This window comes from Salinicola halophyticus (genome assembly GCF_003206695.1).
Lineage (GTDB): Bacteria > Pseudomonadota > Gammaproteobacteria > Pseudomonadales > Halomonadaceae > Salinicola > Salinicola halophyticus.
The window spans coordinates 20,520-42,795 of the sequence record NZ_PZJN01000007.1 but is presented as its reverse complement, the minus strand read 5'-3'; the positions used below and the strand labels follow the sequence as shown (position 1 = coordinate 42,795).

The following is a 22,276-nucleotide window of genomic DNA, read 5'->3' as shown; positions in this document are numbered from 1 at the left end:
TCGCTCTTGATTGACCACGAACCGGTGGTGACATCGCCCGGTTCGTGGCTATCCGGTTCGTGGCTATCCGGTTCGTGGCTATCCAGTTCGTGGCTGGACAGTTCGCGGTCAGACGGCTAGCGCCTGGCCGGTACGTTCAGCGCTGATCGATGACGGTCTGAACGGCGGCGACGATCAGCGAGAGCGATACCGCACCGGGATCCGAGGTACCCAGACTCTTTTCCGCCAGGGGTCGAGCTCGTCCCAGCTTGGGCTTCAGATCGGCCGTGGCCTTGGCGGCATTGTCAGCCGCCTCGACGGCCTTGGCCCAGGCGGCCGAAAGTGTTTCTCCCTCGGCAACGGCGCGTTCGAGCGTTTCACTGAACGGTGCCAGCGCATCGACCAGCGTCTTGTCGCCCAGTTTGGCCTTGCCGAACGCCATGACGTCGTCCTTGGCCTTGGTGATGCCCTGCGCATAAAGCGCCGGTGTCGGCTCGTCGTCATCGCCGAGCGTCACGCTCAGCGCGTTGAGCATGACGCCCCAGATGGCGCCGGACGTGCCGCCCGCGCGATCCGACCACGCCTCTGCCGCCAAGCGTAGCAGCGTGCCGGCGCCCGCGTTGCGACTGACGGCGTCCTCGGCTGCCAGTTCGGCCGCCACCACGCCGCGCTGCATGCCGATGCCGTGGTCGCCGTCGCCGGCGATGGCGTCCAGACGGCCGAGCTCTTCCACGTTCTGATCGATGATCTTGCGCGTCGCGCTCAAGGCGCTATACAGGCAGCGGGCCGCGGCGATCGATGACTCGCTCGCCGGAGGAATGGCGTCGGCGTCGGGAATATCGAGCTGGGATGCGTCGATCGGCGGCGCCGCTTCGAGACTGCCCTTGCGATAGGCCGGGGCGTCCGCGGGGGCTTTCCACAGTCGCTCCAGTTCGTCGTCGAGCCAGAACAGCGTCAACGATGCGCCTGCCATGTCGAGACTGGTCACCAGCTCGCCGACCTCCGGCTCGACAATTTCGAGCCCCGCATCGCCAAGGAGTTGGTGAACCCGGCGATAGACCACGAACAGCTCTTCGTACTTGATCGAACCCAGACCGTTGAGCAGCACCGACACTCTGGCGCCCTTGGCACTGTCGATCCCCTCGGGGATCTCGTCGAGGAGATGCGAGACGAGCAGTTCCGCCAGGGCGTCGGCGGTGGGTACGTCCTGCTCGCTGATGCCCGGCTCGCCGTGAATACCGAGGCCGACCGCCATCTTGCCCGGCGGCACATGAAACAGGGCATCCTTCGCCCCCGGCAAGGTACAGCCATCGAACGCCACGCCCATCGAGCGCGTGCGGAAATTGGCGGCGCGCGAGATGCGCACGACCTCTTCGAGCGAATAACCCGCCTCCGCGGCCGCCGCCGCGATCTTGAACACGGTCAAGTCGCCGGCGATGCCGCGCCGCTTGTGAATTTCATCCTGACTGGCGCTGGAAACGTCGTCGATGACGGCGACGATCTCGCAGGGAATACCCTCGCGAATCAGGCGTTCCCGCGCCTGACCGAAATGCAGCACGTCACCGGCGTAATTGCCGAAGCTGAGCAGCACGCCGGCACCGTTATTGGCGGCCTTGCAGACGTTGTAGACCTGCTGCGCCGAGGGTGAGGCGAACAGGTTGCCCATGACCGCGCCGTGAGCCAGGCCCTGGCCGACCAGACCGGCGAAGGCGGGGTAGTGCCCGGAACCGCCGCCGATGACGACGGCAACGGTTCCCGGTTCGCTGCGAGTGCTGCGGATGACGCCCCCGGGGATCTGACAGACGCGCTGCGCATGCGCGGCGACGAATCCTTCGGTGGCTTCATCGACGAAATTCACAGGGTCGTTGTAAAGACGTGTCATGGCCGACGCTCCCGGCAACTGGGTGAATGCCAGGCTGAGCGGCTCAGGATCGTCCTGGCGCCACCGCCTGATGAAAATATGATCTTGTTGTGCGCATTTGGTTTTGCGCGGCGATAGCGATCATCATAGCGACGGCAATCCCACGCGATATGCGACTTTGGTGGACAAGTGAACGGTGGGTTAGAGCGAGTTCATTCACGGCGTCGGCCTGAATAGTGCCGTTCGGCGCTTTCCAAGAGCACGATTTTCTCTTTTGGAGTACTACTATTTGCTCATATGGATGCGTGTTGTTCATATGATCGGCGTGCCGCTATGATGTCCCATCGGCAATCGACGCCGTTGACGGCATGGGAGGGTGAGTGATGGCACAGAAATGGCGAGTGGCGCTGGGATGTGATGAAGCGGCCTATGAAATGAAGCAGGCAATGATCGAGCACGTCAGATCCCTGGGGCACGAGGTCGAGGACTTTGGAACTCATGACGCGAAGCCGGTGCTCTATCCGGATATCGCGATCGCTGTCGCGGAAGCGATTGGTGAGGGGCGCTACGATCGCGGCATTCTGATGTGCGGCACGGGTATCGGTGTGGCGATATCGGCCAACAAGGTGCCGGGGATCCGCGCTGCACAGGCCCACGATACCTACTCGGCGGAGCGCGCGCGCAAGAGTAACGATGCCCAGATTGTCACCATGGGCGCTCGCGTCATCGGTATCGAGCTGGCCAAGACGATCGCCGAATCGTTTCTCAGCAACGAGTTCGATCCGGGCGGGAGATCACAACCCAAAGTGGATCGGATCGAGGCCTACGAACGGGATCATCGCTGAGGAGTATTTTCGCAGTTAGGGCGCCCGATGAGGCGCCTTTTTCTTGAAATTGTTCATATGATCGATATCGGTTCTTTTTTGTACCGATTTGAATTCCTTTTTATTTTGCCTAGATCAAATTTTGACCAATGACTTTAGTCTCATGTCTTTTGAGAATATAGAATAAATTACTGTTTTATATGCTTAAAAAATAAGTTTGGCTAAAGTCTTAGAGCGCGAGCTATTGATGTCATGGTCAAGATAAGGCTAAAAACATATGACCGAAGTTTGATCATGTGTTTTCCGGAGGCCCCATGAGCGAATCTACCGTTACATCCACGCAGCCGACTCCCGCTGGCGATATCCCCAGGACGATGAAGGCGGTGGTCGCCTATGCGCCCAACGATTATCGCTATGAGGAAGTGCCGGTTCCCGAGATCGATGACAAGGAAATTCTGATCAAGGTCGAGGGATGTGGCATCTGCGCCGGTGACATCAAGTCCTACGATGGCGCGCCTAGCTTCTGGGGTGACGAGACCCAGCCGGCCTATATCAAGGCGCCGATGATCCCGGGGCACGAGTTCATCGGGCGGGTGGTTAAGATCGGCGCCCAGGTTGAAGGCTATGCAGTTGGCGATCGCGTGATCTCCGAACAGATCGTGCCGTGCTGGAACTGTCGCTTCTGCGGTCGGGGTCAGTACTGGATGTGCGAAAAGCACGACCTGTACGGCTTCCAGAACAACGTCAACGGCGGTATGGCCGAGTACATGAAGTTCACGAAGGAGGCGATCAACTATCACGTCCCCGAGGAACTGCCGCTGGAGAAGGCGATCCTGATCGAGCCCTACGCCTGCTCGCTGCATGCGGTGCAGCGCGCCAGAATCGAGCTGGGCGATGTGGTGGTGCTTTCCGGCGCCGGTACGCTGGGGCTGGGCATGGTCGGTGCGGCCAAGAAATCGGGTGCCGAGAAATTGATCGTGCTGGACCTGTTCGACGATCGCCTGGAGTTGGCCAAGAAGTTCGGCGCCGATCTGACCCTCAACCCCAAGCGCGACGACGTGGTCTCGATCATCAAGGAGATGACCGAAGGTTATGGCTGCGACGTCTATATCGAGGCGACCGGGCATCCCAAGTCGGTGGAGCAGGGCCTGTCGATGATCCGCAAGCTGGGGCGCTTCGTCGAGTTCAGCGTGTTCAAGGATCCGGTCAGCGTCGACTGGAGCATCATCTCCGACCGCAAGGAACTCGACGTGCTCGGGTCGCACCTAGGTCCGTACTGCTACCCGTTGGTGATCGAGGGGATTCGCAACGGCGACTATCCCACCGACGGCGTGGTGACCCACAAGCTGCCGCTGGAGAAGTACGAGGAAGGTTTCGAGCTGATGAAGAGCGGTTCGAAGTCCTTGAAGATCGTGCTGATCCCTTGAGCCGACAGGTTTGCAAAAGAGGACGCTTTTCATGAGTGCAGCAGTTGCCAGTCGGCCAGCGGCGCCGAACAAGCTGAAGGGACGTCTGATCATCGGTGCCTGCGTGGTCGTAGTGCTGGCCGTAATGGCCTGGGATACCAAGGTGGTCGAGATCGGCTCGGAAGCGGCGCTCGAGGGTGGCTTCTCGGCGGACACCTACGGTGGCGAGCATTTCCCCGACATCCAGGCCAGCGTCGAGGAGCGTGCGGTCGAGGCCAGTGAGCTGGCGTCGGCTGTTCTCGATGACTCCACCGCGGCGGGGCAGAAATATGGTGTTGGCGAAGGTTTCGGGCCGGTGGTGCCGGTCACGTTCACCGGCACTTTCGGCGAAGCTCGTTCCGGCATCTATCCGGTCAGCGTGGACGGCGTGTCCGACGACATCACCATTCGCGTGCAGACCGGCCCGGCGATCAACGGCACCGACCTGCGCGATGCTACCGGCGAGATATCGTTCGGCGAGTTCACCAACCAGATCGAGTATCAGAATGCGGGCGCGTCGATCAACGATGCGATGAAGAAAGCGGTATTGGCGGATGTGGACACGCCCAACCTCGACGGCAAGAGCGTCAGCGTGACCGGGGTGTTCAAGCTGATCAATCCCAAGAACTGGCTGGTGACTCCCGTCAGTCTGGAGGTGGAATGATGCCTTCATCTCCCATCCAGCCCGCGCCTGTAAGCGAACCCGCCGACGACATCGTGCTGTCGGCGCGGGATGTCGCCAAGTCGTTCGGCAGCGTGCAGGCGCTCAAGACGGTCAACTTCGACGTCTACCGGGGTCAGGTGACCACGCTGTTCGGCGAAAACGGCGCCGGCAAGTCGACGTTGATGAAAATCCTCTCCGGCGTGATGCAGCCGACCTCCGGCGAGATTCTGCTGGAGGGCGAGCCGGTGCGCTTTTCCTCGACGACCGATGCGCAGCGCCTGGGAATCTCGATCATCCATCAGGAGCTGAGCCTGGCGCCCAATCTCAGCGTCCGTGACAACATCTTCATGGGGCGCGAGATCAAGGGGGCAATGGGCATCGACTATGCCGAGGAAGCCCGTCAGACCCGCGCCTTGATGGAAGAACTCGACGAGCCGATCGATCCGCTGACGCCGGTGGAGGATCTGCGCCTGGGCCAGCAGCAGATCGTCGAAATTGCCCGCGCGCTATCGGTGAATTCCCGCATCCTGATCATGGACGAGCCGACCTCGGCGCTGTCGGCGACCGAGGTAGAGGTCCTGTTTCGGGTGATTCGCGACCTCAAGAGCCGTGGGGTATCGATCGTCTATATCTCCCACCACCTGGAAGAGGCGCTGCTCATCACCGAGCACGCGGTGGTGCTGCGTGACGGCGTGATGACCGCCTATGCCAGACGGGCGGACATCGATCTGGAGTGGATCGTGCGCAACATGGTTGGCGAGAACTTCGATCTCGGCTCGCCGCCGACCGGTCATGCCCTGGGCGAGATAGCGCTGTCGCTCGACGACGTCAGCATCGCCGACACCGCCGTGCCGGATCGCTCGGTCGTCGATCATCTGTCGCTGGACGTCCGTGCCGGCGAGATCGTCTGCATTTACGGGTTGATGGGCGCCGGGCGAACCGAGCTGCTCGAGTGCGTCGCCGGTCGCGTGCCGCTGAGCGGCGGGCGAGTGGTGCTGGAAGGCGAGGACGTCTCGCACCTGAGCATCGCCGAGCGCATCGCCAAGGGGCTGGTGCTGGTGCCGGAAGATCGCCAGCGCGATGGCCTGGTGCAGACCATGTCGGTGGGCGAGAACCTGTCGCTGGCCAGCATCAAGGCGTTCACTCGCTGGCTGCTGACGTCGGGAAACCGCGAGCGCGGTGTGGTCGACGAGTCGATCGCCAACGTCCATATCAAGACCGACGGCCCCAGTGCCGAGATCGGCTCGCTCTCCGGCGGCAACCAGCAAAAGGTGGTCATCGGCAAGATGCTGGCGACGCATCCGCGCGTGGTGGTGCTCGATGAACCGAGTCGCGGCATCGACATCGGTGCCAAGGCCGAGGTGTTCAAGCTGCTGGCAGAAGGTGCGGCCAAAAAGGGGCTTGCGGTGGTCTTCTCTACTTCCGAAGTCGGCGAATGTCTGAGCATTGCCCACCGGATCGTGGTGATGAGTCGTGGGCGTATCGCCGCCGAATTCGGCGCCGACGCTTCCAAGGAACAGATCATGGCGGCCTCCGGCGAAGCGGTGGTCGCCTGACAAGAGGCGAGGCGGTGGTCGCCTGAACAGAGGCGAAGCGGTGGTCGCCTGACAAGAACACGTTAGCGCCTTTTCTCGAACGGAGTTTTGATATGTCCAAACACAGCCAAGCGGCAGAGCGCCAACGGGGTGGCTTCGATCTGGGGCGCCTGCTGCTCGAAGGGCGAGCCTTTTTCGCCCTGATCGCGATCATCATCATTTTCTCGTCACTGTCGCCGGTCTATTTCTCGACCAGCAACTTCCTGACCATGTCCTCCCACGTGGCGATCTTCGGGCTGCTGTCGATCGGCATGCTGCTGGTCATTCTCACCGGCGGTATCGATCTGTCGGTGGGCTCGACGCTGGGACTGTGCGGGGTGGTCGCGGGCTTTCTGATGCAAGGCGTGAGCTTCGACATGTTCGGCGTCACGCTCTATCCGCCGGTGTGGGTGGTGGTCATCCTGACCTGCGCGGTCGGCGCGTTCATCGGCGCCATCAACGGCGTGCTGATCGCCTACTTCAAGGTGCCGGCCTTCGTCGCGACGCTGGGGCTGCTTTATGTCGCTCGCGGTGTGGCGCTGCTGATGACCGACGGTTTGACCTACAACAACCTCGGCGGCAGCGCGGAGCTCGGCAATACCGGTTTCGACTGGCTGGGTTTCAATCGCCTGTTCGGCGTGCCGGTGGGGGTATTGATCCTGGCGGTAGTGGCAATCGTTGCGCTGCTGGCGCTATCCCGTACGCCTTTCGGGCGTTGGGTCTACTCCACCGGGGGTAACGCACGGGCGGCCGAACTCTCCGGTGTGCCGGTCAAGCGAGTACAGGTCTCGGTCTACGTGCTCTCCGGCATCTGCGCGGCCATCGCCGGCCTGGTGCTGTCGTCCCAGCTGACCTCCGCCGGTCCGACCGCCGGCACCACCTATGAACTGACGGCCATTGCCGGCGTGGTCATCGGCGGCGCGGCGCTGACCGGCGGCCGCGGCAACGTGCGCGGCACGCTGCTCGGCGCTTTCGTGATCGGTTTTCTCTCCGACGGTCTCGTCATCATCGGCGTCTCTTCCTACTGGCAGACCGTGTTCACCGGTGCGGTGATCGTGCTGGCGGTTCTGCTCAACAGCATTCAGTACAGCGGGCGCAAGAAGCGCGTCGACAAGGTTTCCGAGCCGGGATCGCCGAATCCCGGGGCGCCCGCCAATCCTTCTTCTCCGTCCTCGAACGCCGACGCCGCACGCGTGACGAGCGAGGCGGAAAGTACCGCCGGCAAGCCGGCAACACAGCATTGATCGATGCGATTCCAATCAATGTGAGCCAGAGCAACACCAGCTATACAAACACAACCGCAACAGAAGGGTGATTCATCATGTTCAAGACAGGAAAACGCCTGCTGATCGCCGCCCTCGCCGTGAGTGCGCCACTACTCGCCGGCACTGCCATGGCGCAGGACAAGGGGCTGATCTCGATCATCGTCAACGACACCTCCAACCCTTACTGGTTCACGGAGGGCAAGATCGCCCGTGAAACCGCGGAAGAGTTGGGTTACGAGGCCAATGTCAGCGCCCATAAAGGGGACACCAATACCGAAAGCCGCCAGATCGATACCGCGATCACCAATCAGGCCAAGGCGATCATTCTTGATCCGGCCAACGCCGATGGATCCGTCGGGGCGGTGCGCAAGGCCGTCAACGCCGGCATTCCGGTGTTCCTGGTCAATGCCGAAATCAACGAACAGGGGCTGGCCAAGGCGCAGCTGGTTTCCAACAATGCCCAGGGCGCGGCAATGGGCGCGCAGCAGTGGGTCCAGACGGTCGGCGATTCGGCCAACTACGTCGAGCTGAAAGGTGCACCGTCGGACAACAACGCCGCGACGCGTTCCAACGGCTATGAAACCGTATTGAGCCAGTATCCGGATCTCAAGAAGGTCGGTGAGGATGTCGCCAACTGGGATCGGACTCAGGGCAACAACAAGATGCAGAGTCTGCTGCAGGCGCACCCGGATATCCAGGGCGTGATGAGCGGCAACGACGAGATGGCACTGGGCGCGATCTCTGCCCTCAAGGAAGCCGGCAAGCTGGATGGTATCGTCGTCGGCGGCTTCGACGGCTCGCCCGATGCGGTCGATGCGATCAAGGCCGGCGAACTGGCATATACCGTGCTGCAGCCGGTGGCGATCTTCTCCGAAGACGCCGTGCGCATGGCTGACAAGTTCATCAACACCGGCGAAACCGGGATCGACGGCGAGAAGAAACTCTATGATTGCCTGCTGATCACGCCGGACAATGTCGACAAGTACACGTCGCCGTTCGTGCTGGAGCAGTGATGCTCTGCTGAACAGGTCAGGCTCTGTTGAGATGACATCGCCGCGGGCCTCTGGCTCGCGGCGATTCCGTTCGTGGGCTTCGCTACAAAATTCTGATCAAGCGGTAGCGGATGCCGGCGTCGTCCAGCTCGCGGCGATGCTCGGCGGCCAGGCCTTCATCGATCAACACCAGGTCGAATTCCGCAACATCGGCCAGTCGGTGCAGCGCGCTGCGGCCGAACTTGGCGCTATGCACCAGCAGGATTCGGCGTTCGGCGGCCGCCATCTGGGCGTGCTTGATCTGGGTCACGGCAGGATCCTGCACGTAGGCGGTGGTACCCAGGATCGCCGAGGCAGACAGGATCGCGACATTGGCGCGCAGGTTGGCGAGGGTCTGCTCGCAGAGCAGGCCGAAGGTCGCGTTGAAGCGCGGTTGATAGTCGCCGCCTAGCGTTATCAGCTTGATGCCGCTGGAGTATTTGAGCCGATCGATGCTTTCCAGCCCATTGGCAATCACGGTGAGCGGCTCGAGCACCGGCAGCAGCGAGGCCAGCTCGCTGGCGGTAGTGGAGTCGTCGAGCATCACCGCTTCGCCCGGCGCGATCTCCTCCAGCGCCGCGCGCGCCAGCGCCTGCTTTTCTCGAGTGGCGATGTGTGAGCGCAACGCGAAATTGCTCTCGAATACGCTGGAAGAGCGAGTGGTGACGCCGCCGTGCTGTTTGTTGACCATGCCCTGTTCGGAAAGCGCATCGAGGTCTCGGTGCACCGTCATGCGGCTGACGGCGAAGCGCGCGGCCAGCTCGTCGACCTGGGCCGAGCCGGCCTGAATGATGTAGTCCAGCATCGCCTGGCGACGTGCTGTTGCGCCCCTCGTCGTGGGTCGAGGCGGCACGGTTTCGAGCGAGGTCATGACGCTCCCGTCGTCAGCACGACCTTGATCGAATCACGCTGGGCGGCGATCTCGAAGCCGCGTTCGAAATCGGCCAGGGGCACGTGATGGGTGACGAGGCCGCGGGTCGTCACCAAGCCGCGGGCCAGCAGGTCGATCGCCACCGGGTAGGTGTGAGGCGACAGGTGGGAGCCACGGATATCCAGTTCCTTGCGATCACCGATCGTCGACCAGTCGACACTGGTGGGCTCCTTGAATACGCTGAATTCGACGAAACGGCCCAGCTTGCGCAGCGATTCCAGACCCTGGATCACCCCGCTCGACGAGCCGGTAGCATCGATATAGACCTCGCAGCCGTAGCCGCCGGTCAAGGCGCGTACCTCCTTGGCGATATCGTCGCGATGGGGGTTGAAGCCGTGATCGGCACCATAGTCGCGAGCCAGTGCCAGACGCTCGTCATGGGTGTCGACCAGGATCAGCTGTCTGGGGGTCTTGAGTCTGGCGAGCTGCACCATCGCCAGGCCGATCGGTCCGCCGCCGGCGATCACCACGATGTCGTCGAACTGGATGTCGGCGCGATTGATGGCATGAATGCCGCAGGCCAGCGGCTCGAGGAAGGCGGCGTCCTCGAGGCTTAGGCGCGGGTCCACCCGATGCAGCACCGCGTTGGCCGGCACGCGCAGGTATTCCGCCATGCCGCCGTCGGCGACGCCGCCCTGAAAGCCGAAGATGTTGTGCACCTCGCACATCCAGTAGTGGCCGCGCTGGCAATAAAAGCACTGTCGACAGGGAAGAATCTGTTCCGGCACCACGCGCATGCCCAACTCGACGTTAAAGTGTTCAGCGGCGCCTTCGCCAAGGGCGACTACCTCACCGGCGAACTCATGGCCGACGATCATCGGCGGCTTGACGAAGGGCGCGAAGCGATCGCCGTCACCCCAGTACATCGCGGCGCCGTCGCGACATTTGAGATCGCTCGAGCAGATGCCGCAGGCCTGAATCCTGAGCACCAGCTCGTTGGGGCCGGGCCGAGGCGTCGGCACGCGCTCGAGACGATAGTCACCGGGGCCACGGCAGACCACGGCCTGCATCTCCTTGGGTAGAGCGGATCGAGAAGCGGACATCGGACACTCCAGTCATGTTCGGAAGCACTGAGATTATCCATGCAGACATAACATCAAAAAGTGACGATTCGCCGTATGACTTTGGTCGCGGCAGGTATCTGCTTTTAGTGATGCGTTTTTAATTCATTGAAAGTGAAAGAATAGGTTGGTACTTGCGCGATCTTTAACACCAACGTCTAACGTCGTTTTATCTCAATAAAGTGTTAGAAATGATCGTACAAGGTGCTGGTCGCGTCAGGGGCAGCGCCGTCAACAGGAGACAGTCATGTCGCGCGGTTATCTGCTGGGGCTCGATGGCGGTTCCAGCTCCACCAAGGCGGTGATATTCGATCTCCAGGGCACCGTCGTGGGGATCGGACGGGAGGATTCTCGACTCGAACACCCAAAGGCGCACTGGGTCGAGCGCGACATGACGGCGGTCTGGTCCAGCGCCGTCCAGGCGATACGCGCCGCGCTGACGAACGCCGAGCTGCATGGCGGCGATATTGTGGCAGTAGGTGTCACCGGCCATGGCGACGGGCTCTATCCGCTCGATCGAGAAGGCCAGCCGCTGGGTCATGCCATGACTTCTCTGGATAGTCGCGCGGCCGGTATCGTCGAGCGCTGGTGCCGCGAGGGCGTGCGCGACGAGGCGCTGGCCCGTATCGGCCAGGTCCCTTTCGCCTTCTCGCCGGTGACGCTGCTGGCGTGGATGCAGCAATATCAGCCCGAACGGTTTGCGGCGCTCGGGCACGTGCTGACCTGCAAGGACTGGTTGCGATTCAAGCTGACCGGTGAGCTGGCCACCGACTTTACCGAAGCCAGCACCGGCTACACCGACGTCAACACTCAACGCTATAGCCGTGAAGCGCTGTCGATGCTGGGCATCGGCAGCGCCTTCGAGACGCTGCCGAACGTGCGCATGTCCGACGAGATTGCCGGGCACGTCTGCGAGGCGGCCGCCCGTGCTACCGGGCTGACGGCAGGCACGCCGGTGGCGACGGGGCTCCACGATGTCACCGCCAGCGCGGTGGGGCTGGGCAACATCGAGTCGGATACGCTGACCATCGCGGCCGGCACCTTCAGCATCAACGAGGTCTTCTCCGACGCGCCCAAGCCCGATCGGCGCTGGGCGACGCGCAACGGTCTGCGTGCGGGTCAGTGGCTCAACATGGCGATCTCGCCGGCCTCGTCGAGCAATCTCGAATGGTTCCATCGCCAATGGGGCCGGCCCGGCGATGGTGGTACCGGCGCCTTTCTCGCTGACATGGAGGCGGCGCTCGACGCCGCGTTCCAGAGTTCTTCGCGCCTGGTCTATCACCCGTTCCTTTACGGCTCGCCCTACGACGAACCCGCCAGCGCCGGGCTGTTCGGCCTCCAGGGCTGGCACGATCGGGGCCACGTGCTGCGCGCCATTCTGGAAGGCGTGGTATTCAACCACCGCGTTCATGTCGATGCGCTGGCGTCGACGTTCAATATCGACCGCGTGCGTATCACCGGTGGCGGTAGTCACTCGCCGCGGCTGGCCCAGCTGTTCGCCGATTCGCTGGGGCGGCCGCTGGAGACGTCGCGGATTCACGAGGCTGCCGCCTGGGGCGCCGCGATCTGCGCGGGCGTGGCCGCCGGAGTCTTTCCCTCGATCGAGTCAGCGACTCGGCTCTGCGAGGTCGACCATCGTTACCTGCCGGATCAAGAGCGCCAGGCCGAATGTCAGCAGGGCTTCGAGCGCTATCAGCGGCTGGTCGAGGGGATGCGGTCGCTGTGGACGATGCTCGACGCCGAGGCCACGTCTTCGAATTCGTCCGCTACCTCGAGCGAATCCATGCCGCAACCGGGAGCCACCCGATGACGCAACCCTTGAATCCACCACCGTTGGGTCGTCGGCAGACGCTGGAACGTCTGCGTGCCGATCCCTCGGTGTCGGTACTGATCATCGGTGCCGGCATCAACGGTGCCGGCCTGTTTCGCGATCTGGCGCTGCAGGGGGTCGATGTCCTGATCGTCGACAAGCAGGACTTCTGTGCCGGCGCCAGCGCCGCGCCGTCGCGGCTGATCCACGGTGGACTCAAGTATCTGGAGACCGGCGAGTTCCGGCTGGTGGCGCAGTCGACCCGCGAGCGTAATCTGCTGCTGCGCAATGCGCCCCACGTGGTGCGTCCGCTGCGCACCGCGATGCCGACGCACAGCTGGTTCGGCGGGATCTGGCCGTCGATTCAGCGTTTCTTTCGTCGTCCGGCGAAGATCGATGACCGTGGCATTGTGATCAGTGAGCTGGGGCTGACGCTTTATGACTTCTTCGGGCGTCATTTTCGCAGCATGCCGCGTCACTCGCTGACGCTGGGCCGCAGGGTGCATCAGTCGCTGCCGGATATCCGTCGCGACGTTCGCGCGCTGCACACCTATTACGACGCGGCGATCAGTCAGGCCGAGCGCCTCGGGTTCGAGCTGATCGACGACGGCTGCCGAACCCATCGCGGGGCGATGGCACTCAACCACGTCGATCTAATCGGCGCCGACAGGGGAACGGTAAATTTCGAGGATGAAGAGGGCAACGCTTTCACGGTGCGACCGCAGATCATCGTTAATGCCGGCGGCGCCTGGATCGACGAGATCAACCGTCAGTTGGGGCGCAGAACGCAGCATATCGGCGGCACCAAGGGCGGGCATCTGATCGTCGACGTGCCGCAGGTTCGCGATCAACTCGACGGCCGTATGATCTATTTCGGCACCCCGGATGGGCGCATCTGCCTGATCTATCCGTTCATGAATCACGTGCTGGTCGGCGCCACCGACATTCGCTGTACCGATCCCGATCAGGCCATCTGCGACGACGACGAGCGCGACTACATGCTCGAGGCGGTGCGCTATCTGTTCCCCGACGTGCCGATCGGCCCCGAACAGGTCCGCTATCGCTATAGCGGGGTGCGTCCGCTGCCACGTAGCGACGCCGCCGATCCGGGGCAGATCAGCCGCGATCACGCCATCGTCGAGGACCGCATCCACGACTGGCCGGTGCTGTCGCTGGTCGGCGGCAAATGGACCACCTTTCGAGGGTTCGCCGAGGAGGTCGCCGACGACGTGCTCGCCAGACTGGGCCGGCGTCGCGAGCTCGATACCCGCCAACTGGCGATCGGCGGGGGGAAGGATTACCCCCGGGATGCCGCGGCACGCGAGATGTGGCTGGCCCGCGTCACCGAACTCTGTGATGGAGATCGTGGCCGCGCGATCGTACTGCTGGCGCGCTACGGAACACGTGGCGACGCGGTGGCACGTCACTGTGAACGGATCGACGTCGATGGCCTCTCTCGTCAGCGCCCGCTGGATTCGCTGGTCGACTATCGTGAAGGAGAGATCGATTTCGTCTGCCGCTTCGAGCGCGTCGAACATCTGGCCGATGTGCTGTTTCGGCGCTTGCCGATCGCGCTCTCTGGCCAGCTGGACGGCGCAGTGATCGACGAGGTGGCTACGCTCTGCGGTGTCGCGCTGGGATGGTCGGACGCGCGCCGAGGCAGCGAAATCGAACGGGCTAGAGACGTCGCCATGCACGCACACGGCGTCTCGCTGACACCGGTAGAGTCGTCTTTTCAGGAGAGCGCGCCATGACGACCGTCTTTTCTTCCAGTGGGTTGCGAACCGGGCGGTTGTTCCGCCGCGACACGCAGTTGAGCTGCATGGTGGCGTTCGATCGGACGCTGCTGGCGGGGCCGGTCGCGCACGCGATCGATGCGCGGCTTACCTGCGAAGCCATCGTCGCGGCAAGGCCAGAGGCGGTACTGCTGTCGCCGGGCGTGCTCAAGTCCTGCGGGGATCTATTCGCCGACAGTCGGGCGCCCAGGGTGGTGCTGCGAATCGACTACCCCATGGTGGGCGACTTCATGCTCGCCGGGGAGGAGTATCACCGTATGATCGCAACGCCAGCCCAGGCCCAGGCGATGGGCGCGGACGCGGTGGTGATGTGCCTGATATCCGGCTACGACGATCCCAGGCGGGAGGCCGACAACCTCGAGGCGGTGGCGGAAGCCGCGCGTCAGTGTGAAGCGATCGGGTTGCCGCTGATCGTCGAAGCGGTGGTGTGGGGGAGTCGCGAGGAGGGTCGTCTCGACGCCGAACGGATCGCGCGAGTCGCGAGAATCGCCGCCGAGCTGGGCGCCGATCTGATCAAGGCGCAATATACCGATGATCCCGAGGACATGCGGACCCTGGTGCAGAGTTGTCCGGTTCCCGTGCTGGTGCTGGGCGGGGCGGCGATGAACGACGACGAGACGTTGGCGCGTTTTACCCGCGATGCCCTGGACAACGGTGCGCGCGGGGTGATCTTCGGGCGTAACGCCTGGCAGCGCGAGAACGCGACGGCGGGTATCGAGCGACTGATCGATACTGTGCACGGTATGACCCGTGTCTGATAGTGCTGGTCAATCGGGGGCTTAGGTGGCAAAGAATAGGCAGCTAGCGATTCTGTGTGTAGACTTTCGTACCCTGTCCCGGCGCGTTCGGAACAGCGATGTCGTGCGTCGTTTCAACCGTCCTTCCGACCGGCGGCGCTGTGTTTTTTTGTTTCGCGGGTCGCATTGGCGGGCCGCAACCAGTGAACGAAGGGATCTCCGTACGCCATGAGCGAATACTCTCTGTTTACCTCCGAATCCGTGTCCGAAGGTCATCCGGACAAGATTGCCGACCAGATCTCCGATGCTGTCCTCGACGCCATCATCGCGCGCGACAAGCAGGCTCGCGTGGCCTGCGAAACGCTGGTCAAGACCGGCGTCGCCATCGTCGCCGGTGAAATTTCCACCACCGCCTGGGTCGATCTGGAAGACCTGGTGCGCAAGGTGATCATGGATATCGGCTACACCTCTTCGGAAGTCGGTTTCGACGGTGAAACCTGCGGCGTGATCAACTTGATCGGCAAGCAGAGCGTCGATATCGCCCAGGGCGTCGATCGCAGCAAGCCCGAAGATCAGGGCGCCGGCGATCAGGGCCTGATGTTCGGCTACGCCACCAACGAGACCGACTCTTTGATGCCGGCGCCGATTCACTACTCGCATCGGCTGGTCGAACGTCAGGCCGAGCTGCGCAAGAACGGCACGCTCTCGTGGCTGCGCCCGGACGCCAAGAGCCAGATCACCTTCAGCTATGACGACGACGGCAAGCCCAACGGCGTCGACGCCGTGGTGCTGTCGACCCAGCACGATCCGGACATCTCCCAGGAAGATCTGCGCAAGGCGGTGGAGGATCTGATCATCCGTGATGTCCTCCCGGCGGAGTGGATTCACGACAAGACGCGTTTTCACATCAACCCCACCGGCAAGTTCGTGATCGGTGGCCCGGTGGGTGATTGCGGCCTGACCGGACGCAAGATCATCGTCGACACCTACGGTGGCATGGCACGCCACGGCGGCGGGGCGTTCTCGGGCAAGGACCCCTCCAAGGTCGATCGCAGCGCCGCCTATGCCGGACGCTACGTGGCCAAGAACATCGTCGCCGCCGGGCTCGCCGACAAGTGCGAGATTCAGGTCTCCTACGCCATCGGCGTCGCCGAGCCGACCTCGGTCTCAATCAACACCTTCGGCACCGCCAGGATCAGCGAAGCCAAGATCATCGAGCTGGTGCGCGATCACTTCGATCTGCGCCCTCATGCGATCACGCGGATGCTCGACCTGCTCCACCCGATGTATCAGCTGACCGCCGCCTACGGTCACTTCGGCCGCGAGCCGTTCGAATCGAGCTACACCTGGACCGACGTCAACGGCGAAACCCAGACCGAGACCTTCACCGCGTTCCCGTGGGAAAAGACGGACAGGGCGGAAGACTTGAAGGCTGCTGCCGGTCTGTAAAAGCCGCAGTGGCTGATACGCCCGGCCGGTTTGGAACCGGGCGTTGAAGTCCGACCTGTAGAGACGCAATAGCGGACCCGACCCGGGTCCGCTTTTTTTCGAGCTTGTCTTACCAGGGCTACCGTTTTCCGAATCTGCTGGCGACCGGGTAGATCACCGATCGTGGTGATCGACGGCCCGAGCCACTATCGTTAATGGCGTAGCAGCCGTTTATGACGTAGCAGCCGTTTATGACGTAGCAGCCGTTTATGACGTAGCAGCCGTTGATGGCGACGCCGCGAGTGCATCGACCATCCGCCAGGGCTGGCAACGACGGGAAAGGATTCCATGCTGGAAATCGCAGCAGTCTTCATCACGATCACCGCGCTGTTCGCGTGGTTCAACTATCGATTCATCAAGCTGCCGGCGACGATCGGCGTGATGTTCATCTCGCTGGTGGCGTCGGTGCTGTTGATCGTCCTGAGTCATGTCGGGTTCGATGCCATTACCGACTGGGCCGAAACCTGGCTGGGGCAGATAAACTTCAACGCCTTGCTGATGGACGGCATGCTGTCGTTTCTGCTGTTCGCCGGTGCCTTGCACGTCGATTTCCACAAGCTCAAGCGCTATCGCTACTCGATCGGTTTTCTCGCCACCATCGGTGTGGTGATCTCGACGCTGGCGGTCGGCAGCGCCGCCTGGTGGCTCTTTCGAACCTTTCATATCGATGTCCCCTATCTCTATTGCCTGGTCTTCGGTGCGCTGATTGCGCCGACCGATCCCATCGCGGTGCTCGGCATCATGCGCAGTGCGGGTGCGCCCGATGACATGGAGATCAAGATCGTCGGCGAGTCGCTGTTCAACGACGGTGTAGCCGTGGTGGTGTTCACCATGCTGCTGGGCGCGGCGACCGCCACCGAAGCGCTGACGGTCATGCACTCCGCGACGCTGTTCCTGGAAGAGGCGGGTGGCGGCATCCTGCTGGGGCTGGTGATGGGATATGTCGCCTACTGGATGATGAAGAGCATCGATCAGTATCAGATCGAAGTGCTGGTCAGTCTGGCGCTGGTCCTGGGCGGTTACACGCTGGCAACGCATCTTCACGTCTCGGGGCCGATCTCGATGGTCATCGCCGGGCTGTTCATCGGCAACCGCGGCCGCGAGCATGCCATGTCGGATACCACCCGTCGCTACGTCGACGGCTTCTGGGAGCTCATCGACGAGATTCTCAACGCCGTGCTGTTCGTACTGATCGGCCTCGAATTGCTGCTGATCCCGTTCGAATGGTCGTACTTGATCGTCGCGGGGCCGGTGATCGTCGTCATTCTGGTGACGCGCCTGCTCACCATCGGTCTGCCCATCGCCGTATTGAACCGGTGGGTACACTTTCGTCCCGGCACCACGCGTGTGCTGACCTGGGGCGGGCTACGGGGCGGCATCTCGGTGGCATTGGCGCTGGGCCTGCCCGAGAGCGATTATCGAAATACCATCGTGATGGTGACCTACATCATCGTGTTGTTCTCGATCCTGGTTCAGGGGCTGACCATCGGCGGCGTGGTTCGGCACGTGTTATCCCAGGATGCCAAAAATTCTTAGACTTTAGTGGTATGCGGCGGCTCAGGCATGGTATCGCCGCCGGGCGTTCCTTACTCTTGAGCCACTGTACGGTTTCTTTTTCGTCGATCAGCTGGGTCGATGACGTTTCAATGACGGGGTGAACCATGATGTTACGCACAGGAATGCTGGTCGCGGCGCTGGGCCTTTCCGGGGCACTGCTGGCGGGTTGCGGTGACGACGGCGACGATCAGGCGAAGAGCGAGACTCAGGAGCAGTCATCGTCTCAGCAGGAGTCCCAATCCTCCAGCGGCAGCTCCGATTCACAGCAGACCGCGTCTTCCGGGGCTGCCGACAGCCAGAGTAGTGACGAGAGCGCCAGTCAAGGTAATGGTGAAGGCGGCGGTGATCCGGTCAACCTGATCTTCGGTACCGGCGGCACCGGCGGCAGTTACTACCCGATCGGCGGGGCGCTGAAGAGCGTGTTCGAGAAGAGCGATCTGGTCGACGGCGTGCAGGTCGTTTCCACCGGCGCCTCGGTGCAGAACATCAACAATATCAACGATGGCTTGAATCAGGTGGCTATCGTGATGAGCGACGTCGCCTATGACGCCGTCAAGGGCCAGAACCAGTTCGATGGCCAGCCGGCCGATATCGAAGCCATCGCCGGCATGTACCCCAACGTGGTGCAGGTCGTCGCCACGGGCGATAGCGACATCCACAGCATTGCCGATCTGAAAGGCAAGCGCGTCGGCGTTGGCAAGGTGGGTTCCGGGGTCGAGCAGAGCGCCGCCAAGGTGCTGGAATCTGCCGGTCTGAGCTACGACGATCTCGCCCAGGTCAGCCACACCGGCTACGCCGACAGCGTGACCGAGATGAGCAATGGCAATCTCGACGCCGCGTTCTTCACCTCCGGCGTGCCCAACTCCAGCATTACCGGACTGATGCAGAGCACCGACGTGACCTTCGTGCCGGTCGAGGGCGACGTTGCCTCCAAACTGCTGGAAAAGTATCCGTATTACGAAAATTACGAAATCCCGGCCGGTGCTCCCGAGCGCTATGACCTGGGGGACGCGGTGGATACGGTGGCGATCCGCAACATCATGATCGTGCCGTCGTCCATGCGTGACGATGTGGCCGAGGATCTGGCCAAGCGGTTCCACGACTATCTGGAGTCCGGCAACGTCTCCGTCGGCGCGCTCAAGCAGTTCGATCCCGCCACCCTGGACAAGGACCTGGTCGTGCCGGTGCATCCGGGCGCCGAAGCGTATTATGAGACGCTTTCTTCATCCGAGGGCGCCGCAACCGGTGGCGATGTTGCCAATCCCGGTGATGACAGCGATCTGTCGGAAGACACCGCTTCGATGCCGGCCAACGAGAAGGCGGCGACGACCGACGCCGATGGCGCAGAGGCTGAGCCAGCCAAGCAGACCAGCGCCGAGACGCCGGAAGACAATGCCCAGCCCACCGAAAACAGCGAGACCAGTGGCGGTGATAACGCTCAGGACAAGGATCCGCAGTCCTGAGTGGGAGGGTCTTGGCTGGCCAATCGGAATCACGGCCTCGATGAATGGTCATGACTCCCGGCCATGACACGTAGAATCTGGCTAAGTGCCGTAGCGGTGGTGATCCTAGTGGTCGCCACCGCTGCGGTTCCGCTCCCCTGGTTGGTCATTCGTGACGGGCCACAGTGGCGATTCGCCTTCCCGGGGTGGCAGGGAACGACCTTCACGCTGCGCTGGATGCATTCGGTCGAGAAAGAAGATTGGGAAGAGTGGTTTGCGGTGACCGGAGATGATGCCATCGAGATCACCGGAACGCGCTTCAAGACGTTCGGAGCCGGCGTCCCCTCGCACGCGGGCACCGAAACCCATCTCGAGAATGGCTGGGTGGTGATGACCGGCATCGATCGGGTGGTCGATCCGTTGGCGGTGCAGGCGGCGGTAGAAGAACACTACCGCTTGATCTATGCGGGCCACACCGTCCCCCTGGCGCGTGGGGATCCTCCCAGAATACTGACCTTTTCCATCCTCAGGGTGCCGCTGTGGCAAGTCTTGCCGGCACTGGTGCGACCCTGGTTGTCATAGATCCCCGCTTGGCGAGGAAGACATATGCCCGAACAGAAGAACACGATCTCCGCCGACGGCTCAGAAGATCCGGCGGTCAAGGAGGCGCTGGAGAAATTCGATCGCGAAAGCCTGGTAAGAGACAGGTTGCCGCGTTCGGTAATCCAGTTCGTTACCGCGGTGTCGGTACTGCTGGCGCTGTTCCATCTCTACACCTCGTTTTCGGGGCCGCTGGTGGACGTTGCTCAACGCAGCATCCACCTCTATACCCTGCTGGGCCTGGCGTTCATTCTCTATCCGTTGACTCGCAAGGGAGCCAGGGATCGCGTGCCATGGGGCGACGCACTGATCGCCCTGATCGCGTTCGGTATCGGCGTCTACATGCTGGTGGTGTCGGATCGGGTCATTGCCTCGGCAGGGCGTATCAACAACGTCGACATGGTGGTCGGCTTCACCGCCATTCTGCTGGTGCTGGATGCCACTCGGCGCGTCACCGGCTGGGGGCTGACGATCCTCGCGTCGCTGTTTCTGATCTACGGCTTCTACGCCAAACTCTCGTTCTATCCGCAGGTCAACGAGGCGATTCTGCTGGCCACCTGCAAGCAGATCGTCTCGCACCTAGTGTTCATTACCGAAGGGCTGCTGGGCACGGCGATCGGGGTCTCGGCGAGCTATATCGTTCTGTTCATCCTGTTCGGTGCCTTCCTCGGCAAGTCCGGGCTGGGACAGCTGTTCAACGATCTGGCGCTGGCGATCGCCGGTCACACGCGTGGCGGTCCAGCCAAGGTGGCGGTGATCGCCAGCGGGTTTCTGGGATCGATCAACGGTTCGGCGATCGCCAATGTGGTGACCACCGGCGCCTTCACCATCCCCTTGATGAAGCGGACCGGCTACAAGGCGAACTTCGCCGGGGCGGTGGAAGCTGCGGCCAGCGTCGGCGGCCAGATTCTGCCGCCGATCATGGGCGCTGCCGCGTTCATCATGGCCGAGGTGCTGGCAGTTCCCTACACCCAGGTGATTCTGGCGGGGATCATTCCGGCACTGCTCTACTATCTCGGCGTGCTGTTCCAGGTACATCTGCGCGCCATGCGCAACGGCCTCGAAGGCATTCCCCGTTCGCAGCTGACGCCCCTCAAGGAGGTCATGCTCAAGCGTGGCCACTTGCTGATTCCGATGGCCGTGTTGCTGTGGCTATTGTTCGAAGGGCGGGCGCCGTTCTTTGCCGCATTCTGGTCGATCGCCGCGACCGTGCTGATCTGCGGTACACGCCGTGTCGCGATCGGACTCAGCGTGATTCTGGCACTGTTGATCTTCGAACCGCTGCTGCGGGCGCTGATCGGCGGCCACGCGCTGCCCAACTTCCCGGCCAGTCGCTGGATGCTGTTCGTGATCATCGCGATTCCGGTGGCGATCAACGCGCTGCGTGCGAGGCTCGGCATGGTCGCTGAGAAGATGGATATCGGCGATTGCCGCGATGCGATGCACGACGGGATACGCAATGCGATTCCGGTAGCCGTCGCCTGTGGCGCGGTGGGAATCATCGTCGGGATCGCCACGCTGACCGGGGTGGCGCTGGAGGCTGCCGATGCGGTGGTGACGCTGGGTCAGCAGATTCCGATTCCGATGATTCAGCTGCTGGTCACCCTGTTCCTGACCATGATCGCGTCGATCGTGCTGGGTATGGGGCTGCCGAGTATTCCGACCTACATCATCACCAGCACCATGGCCGCGCCGATTCTGCTGAATCTGCCGATGTTCCGTGAACTGGCTGGCAGCAACGAGACCGCGATCTTCGTGGCGCACATGTTCGTGTTCTACTTCGGGCTGTTCGCCAACCTGACGCCGCCGGTGGCGCTGGCGGCATACGCCGGTGCCGGGATCAGTGGCGGCTCGCCCAACGCCACCGGTTTCCAGGCGATGAAGCTGGCGATCGCCGGCTTCGTGGTGCCCTACATGTTCGTGTTCGCGCACAGCATGCTGATGATCGACGCGACGCTGTGGAACACCCTGTGGGTGATCGTTACCGGCGTGGTCGGCGTGTTGCTGCTGGCGGTGGCGGTCGAGGGCTATCTGCGACGTCCGCTCAATGTCTTCTGGCGCATTCTGGCGGCGGTCGGTGCCCTGGCGCTGATCTTCCCGGGTCTTGCCAGTGACGTTATCGGCGCGGTGATTACCGTGGTGCTGTTCCTGTTGGCCAAGGCGAAGCCGGAAATAAAATCCGCTCAGGCGACCTAGACCCGCGCCGCCGGG

17 protein-coding genes are annotated in these 22,276 nt (G+C 62.5%); 14 read left to right on the top strand and 3 right to left on the bottom strand.

Annotated elements, in window-relative coordinates:
* Nucleotides 1-136: 136 nt before the first annotated feature.
* The gene (locus DOM58_RS11480) at nt 137-1,861 is read right to left on the bottom strand and encodes a dihydroxyacetone kinase family protein (RefSeq protein ID WP_110692974.1); all 1,725 of its coding nucleotides are present in this window, start codon (nt 1,859-1,861) and stop codon (nt 137-139) included.
* A 362-nt stretch (nt 1,862-2,223) separates the two neighbouring features.
* Here DOM58_RS11480 and rpiB point away from each other — a divergent pair, with 362 nt between their 5' ends.
* From rpiB to DOM58_RS11450, 6 genes are all read left to right on the top strand, one after another.
* Nucleotides 2,224-2,685 (top strand): ribose 5-phosphate isomerase B, encoded by a 462-nt coding sequence (gene rpiB / locus DOM58_RS11475; protein WP_075560708.1) that lies wholly within the window; start codon nt 2,224-2,226, stop codon nt 2,683-2,685.
* Nucleotides 2,686-2,978: 293 nt separating this feature from the next.
* Nucleotides 2,979-4,091: an MDR/zinc-dependent alcohol dehydrogenase-like family protein gene (locus DOM58_RS11470; RefSeq protein ID WP_110692973.1), complete on the top strand. Its 1,113-nt coding sequence runs from the start codon at nt 2,979-2,981 to the stop codon at nt 4,089-4,091.
* A 31-nt stretch (nt 4,092-4,122) separates the two neighbouring features.
* A complete protein-coding gene (locus DOM58_RS11465; protein WP_110692972.1) occupies nt 4,123-4,773 on the top strand; it encodes a DUF2291 family protein in 651 nt (216 codons plus the stop codon).
* The gene (locus tag DOM58_RS11460; protein WP_075560756.1) at nt 4,773-6,329 is read left to right on the top strand and encodes a sugar ABC transporter ATP-binding protein; all 1,557 of its coding nucleotides are present in this window, start codon (nt 4,773-4,775) and stop codon (nt 6,327-6,329) included. Before DOM58_RS11465 ends, DOM58_RS11460 begins: the two co-directional genes overlap by 1 nt.
* Before the next feature lie 92 nt (nt 6,330-6,421).
* Nucleotides 6,422-7,591 (top strand): ABC transporter permease, encoded by a 1,170-nt coding sequence (locus DOM58_RS11455; protein ID WP_075560711.1) that lies wholly within the window; start codon nt 6,422-6,424, stop codon nt 7,589-7,591.
* Between the two features lie 77 nt (nt 7,592-7,668).
* Nucleotides 7,669-8,625 carry a D-ribose ABC transporter substrate-binding protein gene (locus tag DOM58_RS11450; protein ID WP_075560712.1) on the top strand — a complete coding sequence of 319 codons (957 nt, stop codon included), beginning with the start codon at nt 7,669-7,671 and terminating at the stop codon, nt 8,623-8,625.
* Between the two features lie 82 nt (nt 8,626-8,707).
* Here DOM58_RS11450 and DOM58_RS11445 read toward each other — a convergent pair whose 3' ends face one another.
* Both DOM58_RS11445 and DOM58_RS11440 read right to left on the bottom strand, forming a co-directional pair.
* Nucleotides 8,708-9,514: a DeoR/GlpR family DNA-binding transcription regulator gene (locus tag DOM58_RS11445; RefSeq protein ID WP_110692971.1), complete on the bottom strand. Its 807-nt coding sequence runs from the start codon at nt 9,512-9,514 to the stop codon at nt 8,708-8,710.
* The gene (locus DOM58_RS11440) at nt 9,511-10,617 is read right to left on the bottom strand and encodes an alcohol dehydrogenase catalytic domain-containing protein (protein WP_110692970.1); all 1,107 of its coding nucleotides are present in this window, start codon (nt 10,615-10,617) and stop codon (nt 9,511-9,513) included. Before DOM58_RS11440 ends, DOM58_RS11445 begins: the two co-directional genes overlap by 4 nt.
* A gap of 265 nt (nt 10,618-10,882) precedes the next feature.
* Here DOM58_RS11440 and DOM58_RS11435 point away from each other — a divergent pair, with 265 nt between their 5' ends.
* The 8 genes from DOM58_RS11435 (at nt 10,883) to DOM58_RS11400 (ending at nt 22,261) form a co-directional block, all read left to right on the top strand.
* Nucleotides 10,883-12,445, top strand: a complete 1,563-nt coding sequence (locus DOM58_RS11435; RefSeq protein ID WP_110692969.1) for an FGGY-family carbohydrate kinase — start codon at nt 10,883-10,885, stop codon at nt 12,443-12,445.
* Nucleotides 12,442-14,199: a glycerol-3-phosphate dehydrogenase/oxidase gene (locus DOM58_RS11430; RefSeq protein ID WP_110692968.1), complete on the top strand. Its 1,758-nt coding sequence runs from the start codon at nt 12,442-12,444 to the stop codon at nt 14,197-14,199. Before DOM58_RS11435 ends, DOM58_RS11430 begins: the two co-directional genes overlap by 4 nt.
* Nucleotides 14,196-14,999, top strand: a complete 804-nt coding sequence (locus DOM58_RS11425; protein WP_110692967.1) for a class I fructose-bisphosphate aldolase — start codon at nt 14,196-14,198, stop codon at nt 14,997-14,999. Before DOM58_RS11430 ends, DOM58_RS11425 begins: the two co-directional genes overlap by 4 nt.
* A gap of 207 nt (nt 15,000-15,206) precedes the next feature.
* Nucleotides 15,207-16,427 carry a methionine adenosyltransferase gene (gene metK, locus DOM58_RS11420; RefSeq protein WP_075560718.1) on the top strand — a complete coding sequence of 407 codons (1,221 nt, stop codon included), beginning with the start codon at nt 15,207-15,209 and terminating at the stop codon, nt 16,425-16,427.
* 327 nt (nt 16,428-16,754) lie between these two features.
* Complete coding sequence (locus tag DOM58_RS11415) at nt 16,755-18,002, top strand: cation:proton antiporter (protein ID WP_075560719.1); 1,248 nt, start codon at nt 16,755-16,757, stop codon at nt 18,000-18,002.
* A 125-nt stretch (nt 18,003-18,127) separates the two neighbouring features.
* Nucleotides 18,128-19,486 carry a TAXI family TRAP transporter solute-binding subunit gene (locus DOM58_RS11410; RefSeq protein WP_110692966.1) on the top strand — a complete coding sequence of 453 codons (1,359 nt, stop codon included), beginning with the start codon at nt 18,128-18,130 and terminating at the stop codon, nt 19,484-19,486.
* Nucleotides 19,487-19,549: 63 nt separating this feature from the next.
* Nucleotides 19,550-20,047: a DUF1850 domain-containing protein gene (locus tag DOM58_RS11405; protein ID WP_075560720.1), complete on the top strand. Its 498-nt coding sequence runs from the start codon at nt 19,550-19,552 to the stop codon at nt 20,045-20,047.
* Nucleotides 20,048-20,071: 24 nt separating this feature from the next.
* Nucleotides 20,072-22,261 (top strand): TRAP transporter permease, encoded by a 2,190-nt coding sequence (locus tag DOM58_RS11400; RefSeq protein WP_110692965.1) that lies wholly within the window; start codon nt 20,072-20,074, stop codon nt 22,259-22,261.
* The last annotated feature ends 15 nt before the right edge of the window (nt 22,262-22,276 follow it).

Coding starts and splice junctions, on each gene's coding strand:
- DOM58_RS11480 (WP_110692974.1), bottom strand. CDS start 1,861: ATGACACGTCTTTACAACGACCCTGTGAATTTCGTCGATGAAGCCACC.
- rpiB (WP_075560708.1), top strand. CDS start 2,224: ATGGCACAGAAATGGCGAGTGGCGCTGGGATGTGATGAAGCGGCCTAT.
- DOM58_RS11470 (WP_110692973.1), top strand. CDS start 2,979: ATGAGCGAATCTACCGTTACATCCACGCAGCCGACTCCCGCTGGCGAT.
- DOM58_RS11465 (WP_110692972.1), top strand. CDS start 4,123: ATGAGTGCAGCAGTTGCCAGTCGGCCAGCGGCGCCGAACAAGCTGAAG.
- DOM58_RS11460 (WP_075560756.1), top strand. CDS start 4,773: ATGCCTTCATCTCCCATCCAGCCCGCGCCTGTAAGCGAACCCGCCGAC.
- DOM58_RS11455 (WP_075560711.1), top strand. CDS start 6,422: ATGTCCAAACACAGCCAAGCGGCAGAGCGCCAACGGGGTGGCTTCGAT.
- DOM58_RS11450 (WP_075560712.1), top strand. CDS start 7,669: ATGTTCAAGACAGGAAAACGCCTGCTGATCGCCGCCCTCGCCGTGAGT.
- DOM58_RS11445 (WP_110692971.1), bottom strand. CDS start 9,514: ATGACCTCGCTCGAAACCGTGCCGCCTCGACCCACGACGAGGGGCGCA.
- DOM58_RS11440 (WP_110692970.1), bottom strand. CDS start 10,617: ATGTCCGCTTCTCGATCCGCTCTACCCAAGGAGATGCAGGCCGTGGTC.
- DOM58_RS11435 (WP_110692969.1), top strand. CDS start 10,883: ATGTCGCGCGGTTATCTGCTGGGGCTCGATGGCGGTTCCAGCTCCACC.
- DOM58_RS11430 (WP_110692968.1), top strand. CDS start 12,442: ATGACGCAACCCTTGAATCCACCACCGTTGGGTCGTCGGCAGACGCTG.
- DOM58_RS11425 (WP_110692967.1), top strand. CDS start 14,196: ATGACGACCGTCTTTTCTTCCAGTGGGTTGCGAACCGGGCGGTTGTTC.
- metK (WP_075560718.1), top strand. CDS start 15,207: ATGAGCGAATACTCTCTGTTTACCTCCGAATCCGTGTCCGAAGGTCAT.
- DOM58_RS11415 (WP_075560719.1), top strand. CDS start 16,755: ATGCTGGAAATCGCAGCAGTCTTCATCACGATCACCGCGCTGTTCGCG.
- DOM58_RS11410 (WP_110692966.1), top strand. CDS start 18,128: ATGATGTTACGCACAGGAATGCTGGTCGCGGCGCTGGGCCTTTCCGGG.
- DOM58_RS11405 (WP_075560720.1), top strand. CDS start 19,550: ATGACACGTAGAATCTGGCTAAGTGCCGTAGCGGTGGTGATCCTAGTG.
- DOM58_RS11400 (WP_110692965.1), top strand. CDS start 20,072: ATGCCCGAACAGAAGAACACGATCTCCGCCGACGGCTCAGAAGATCCG.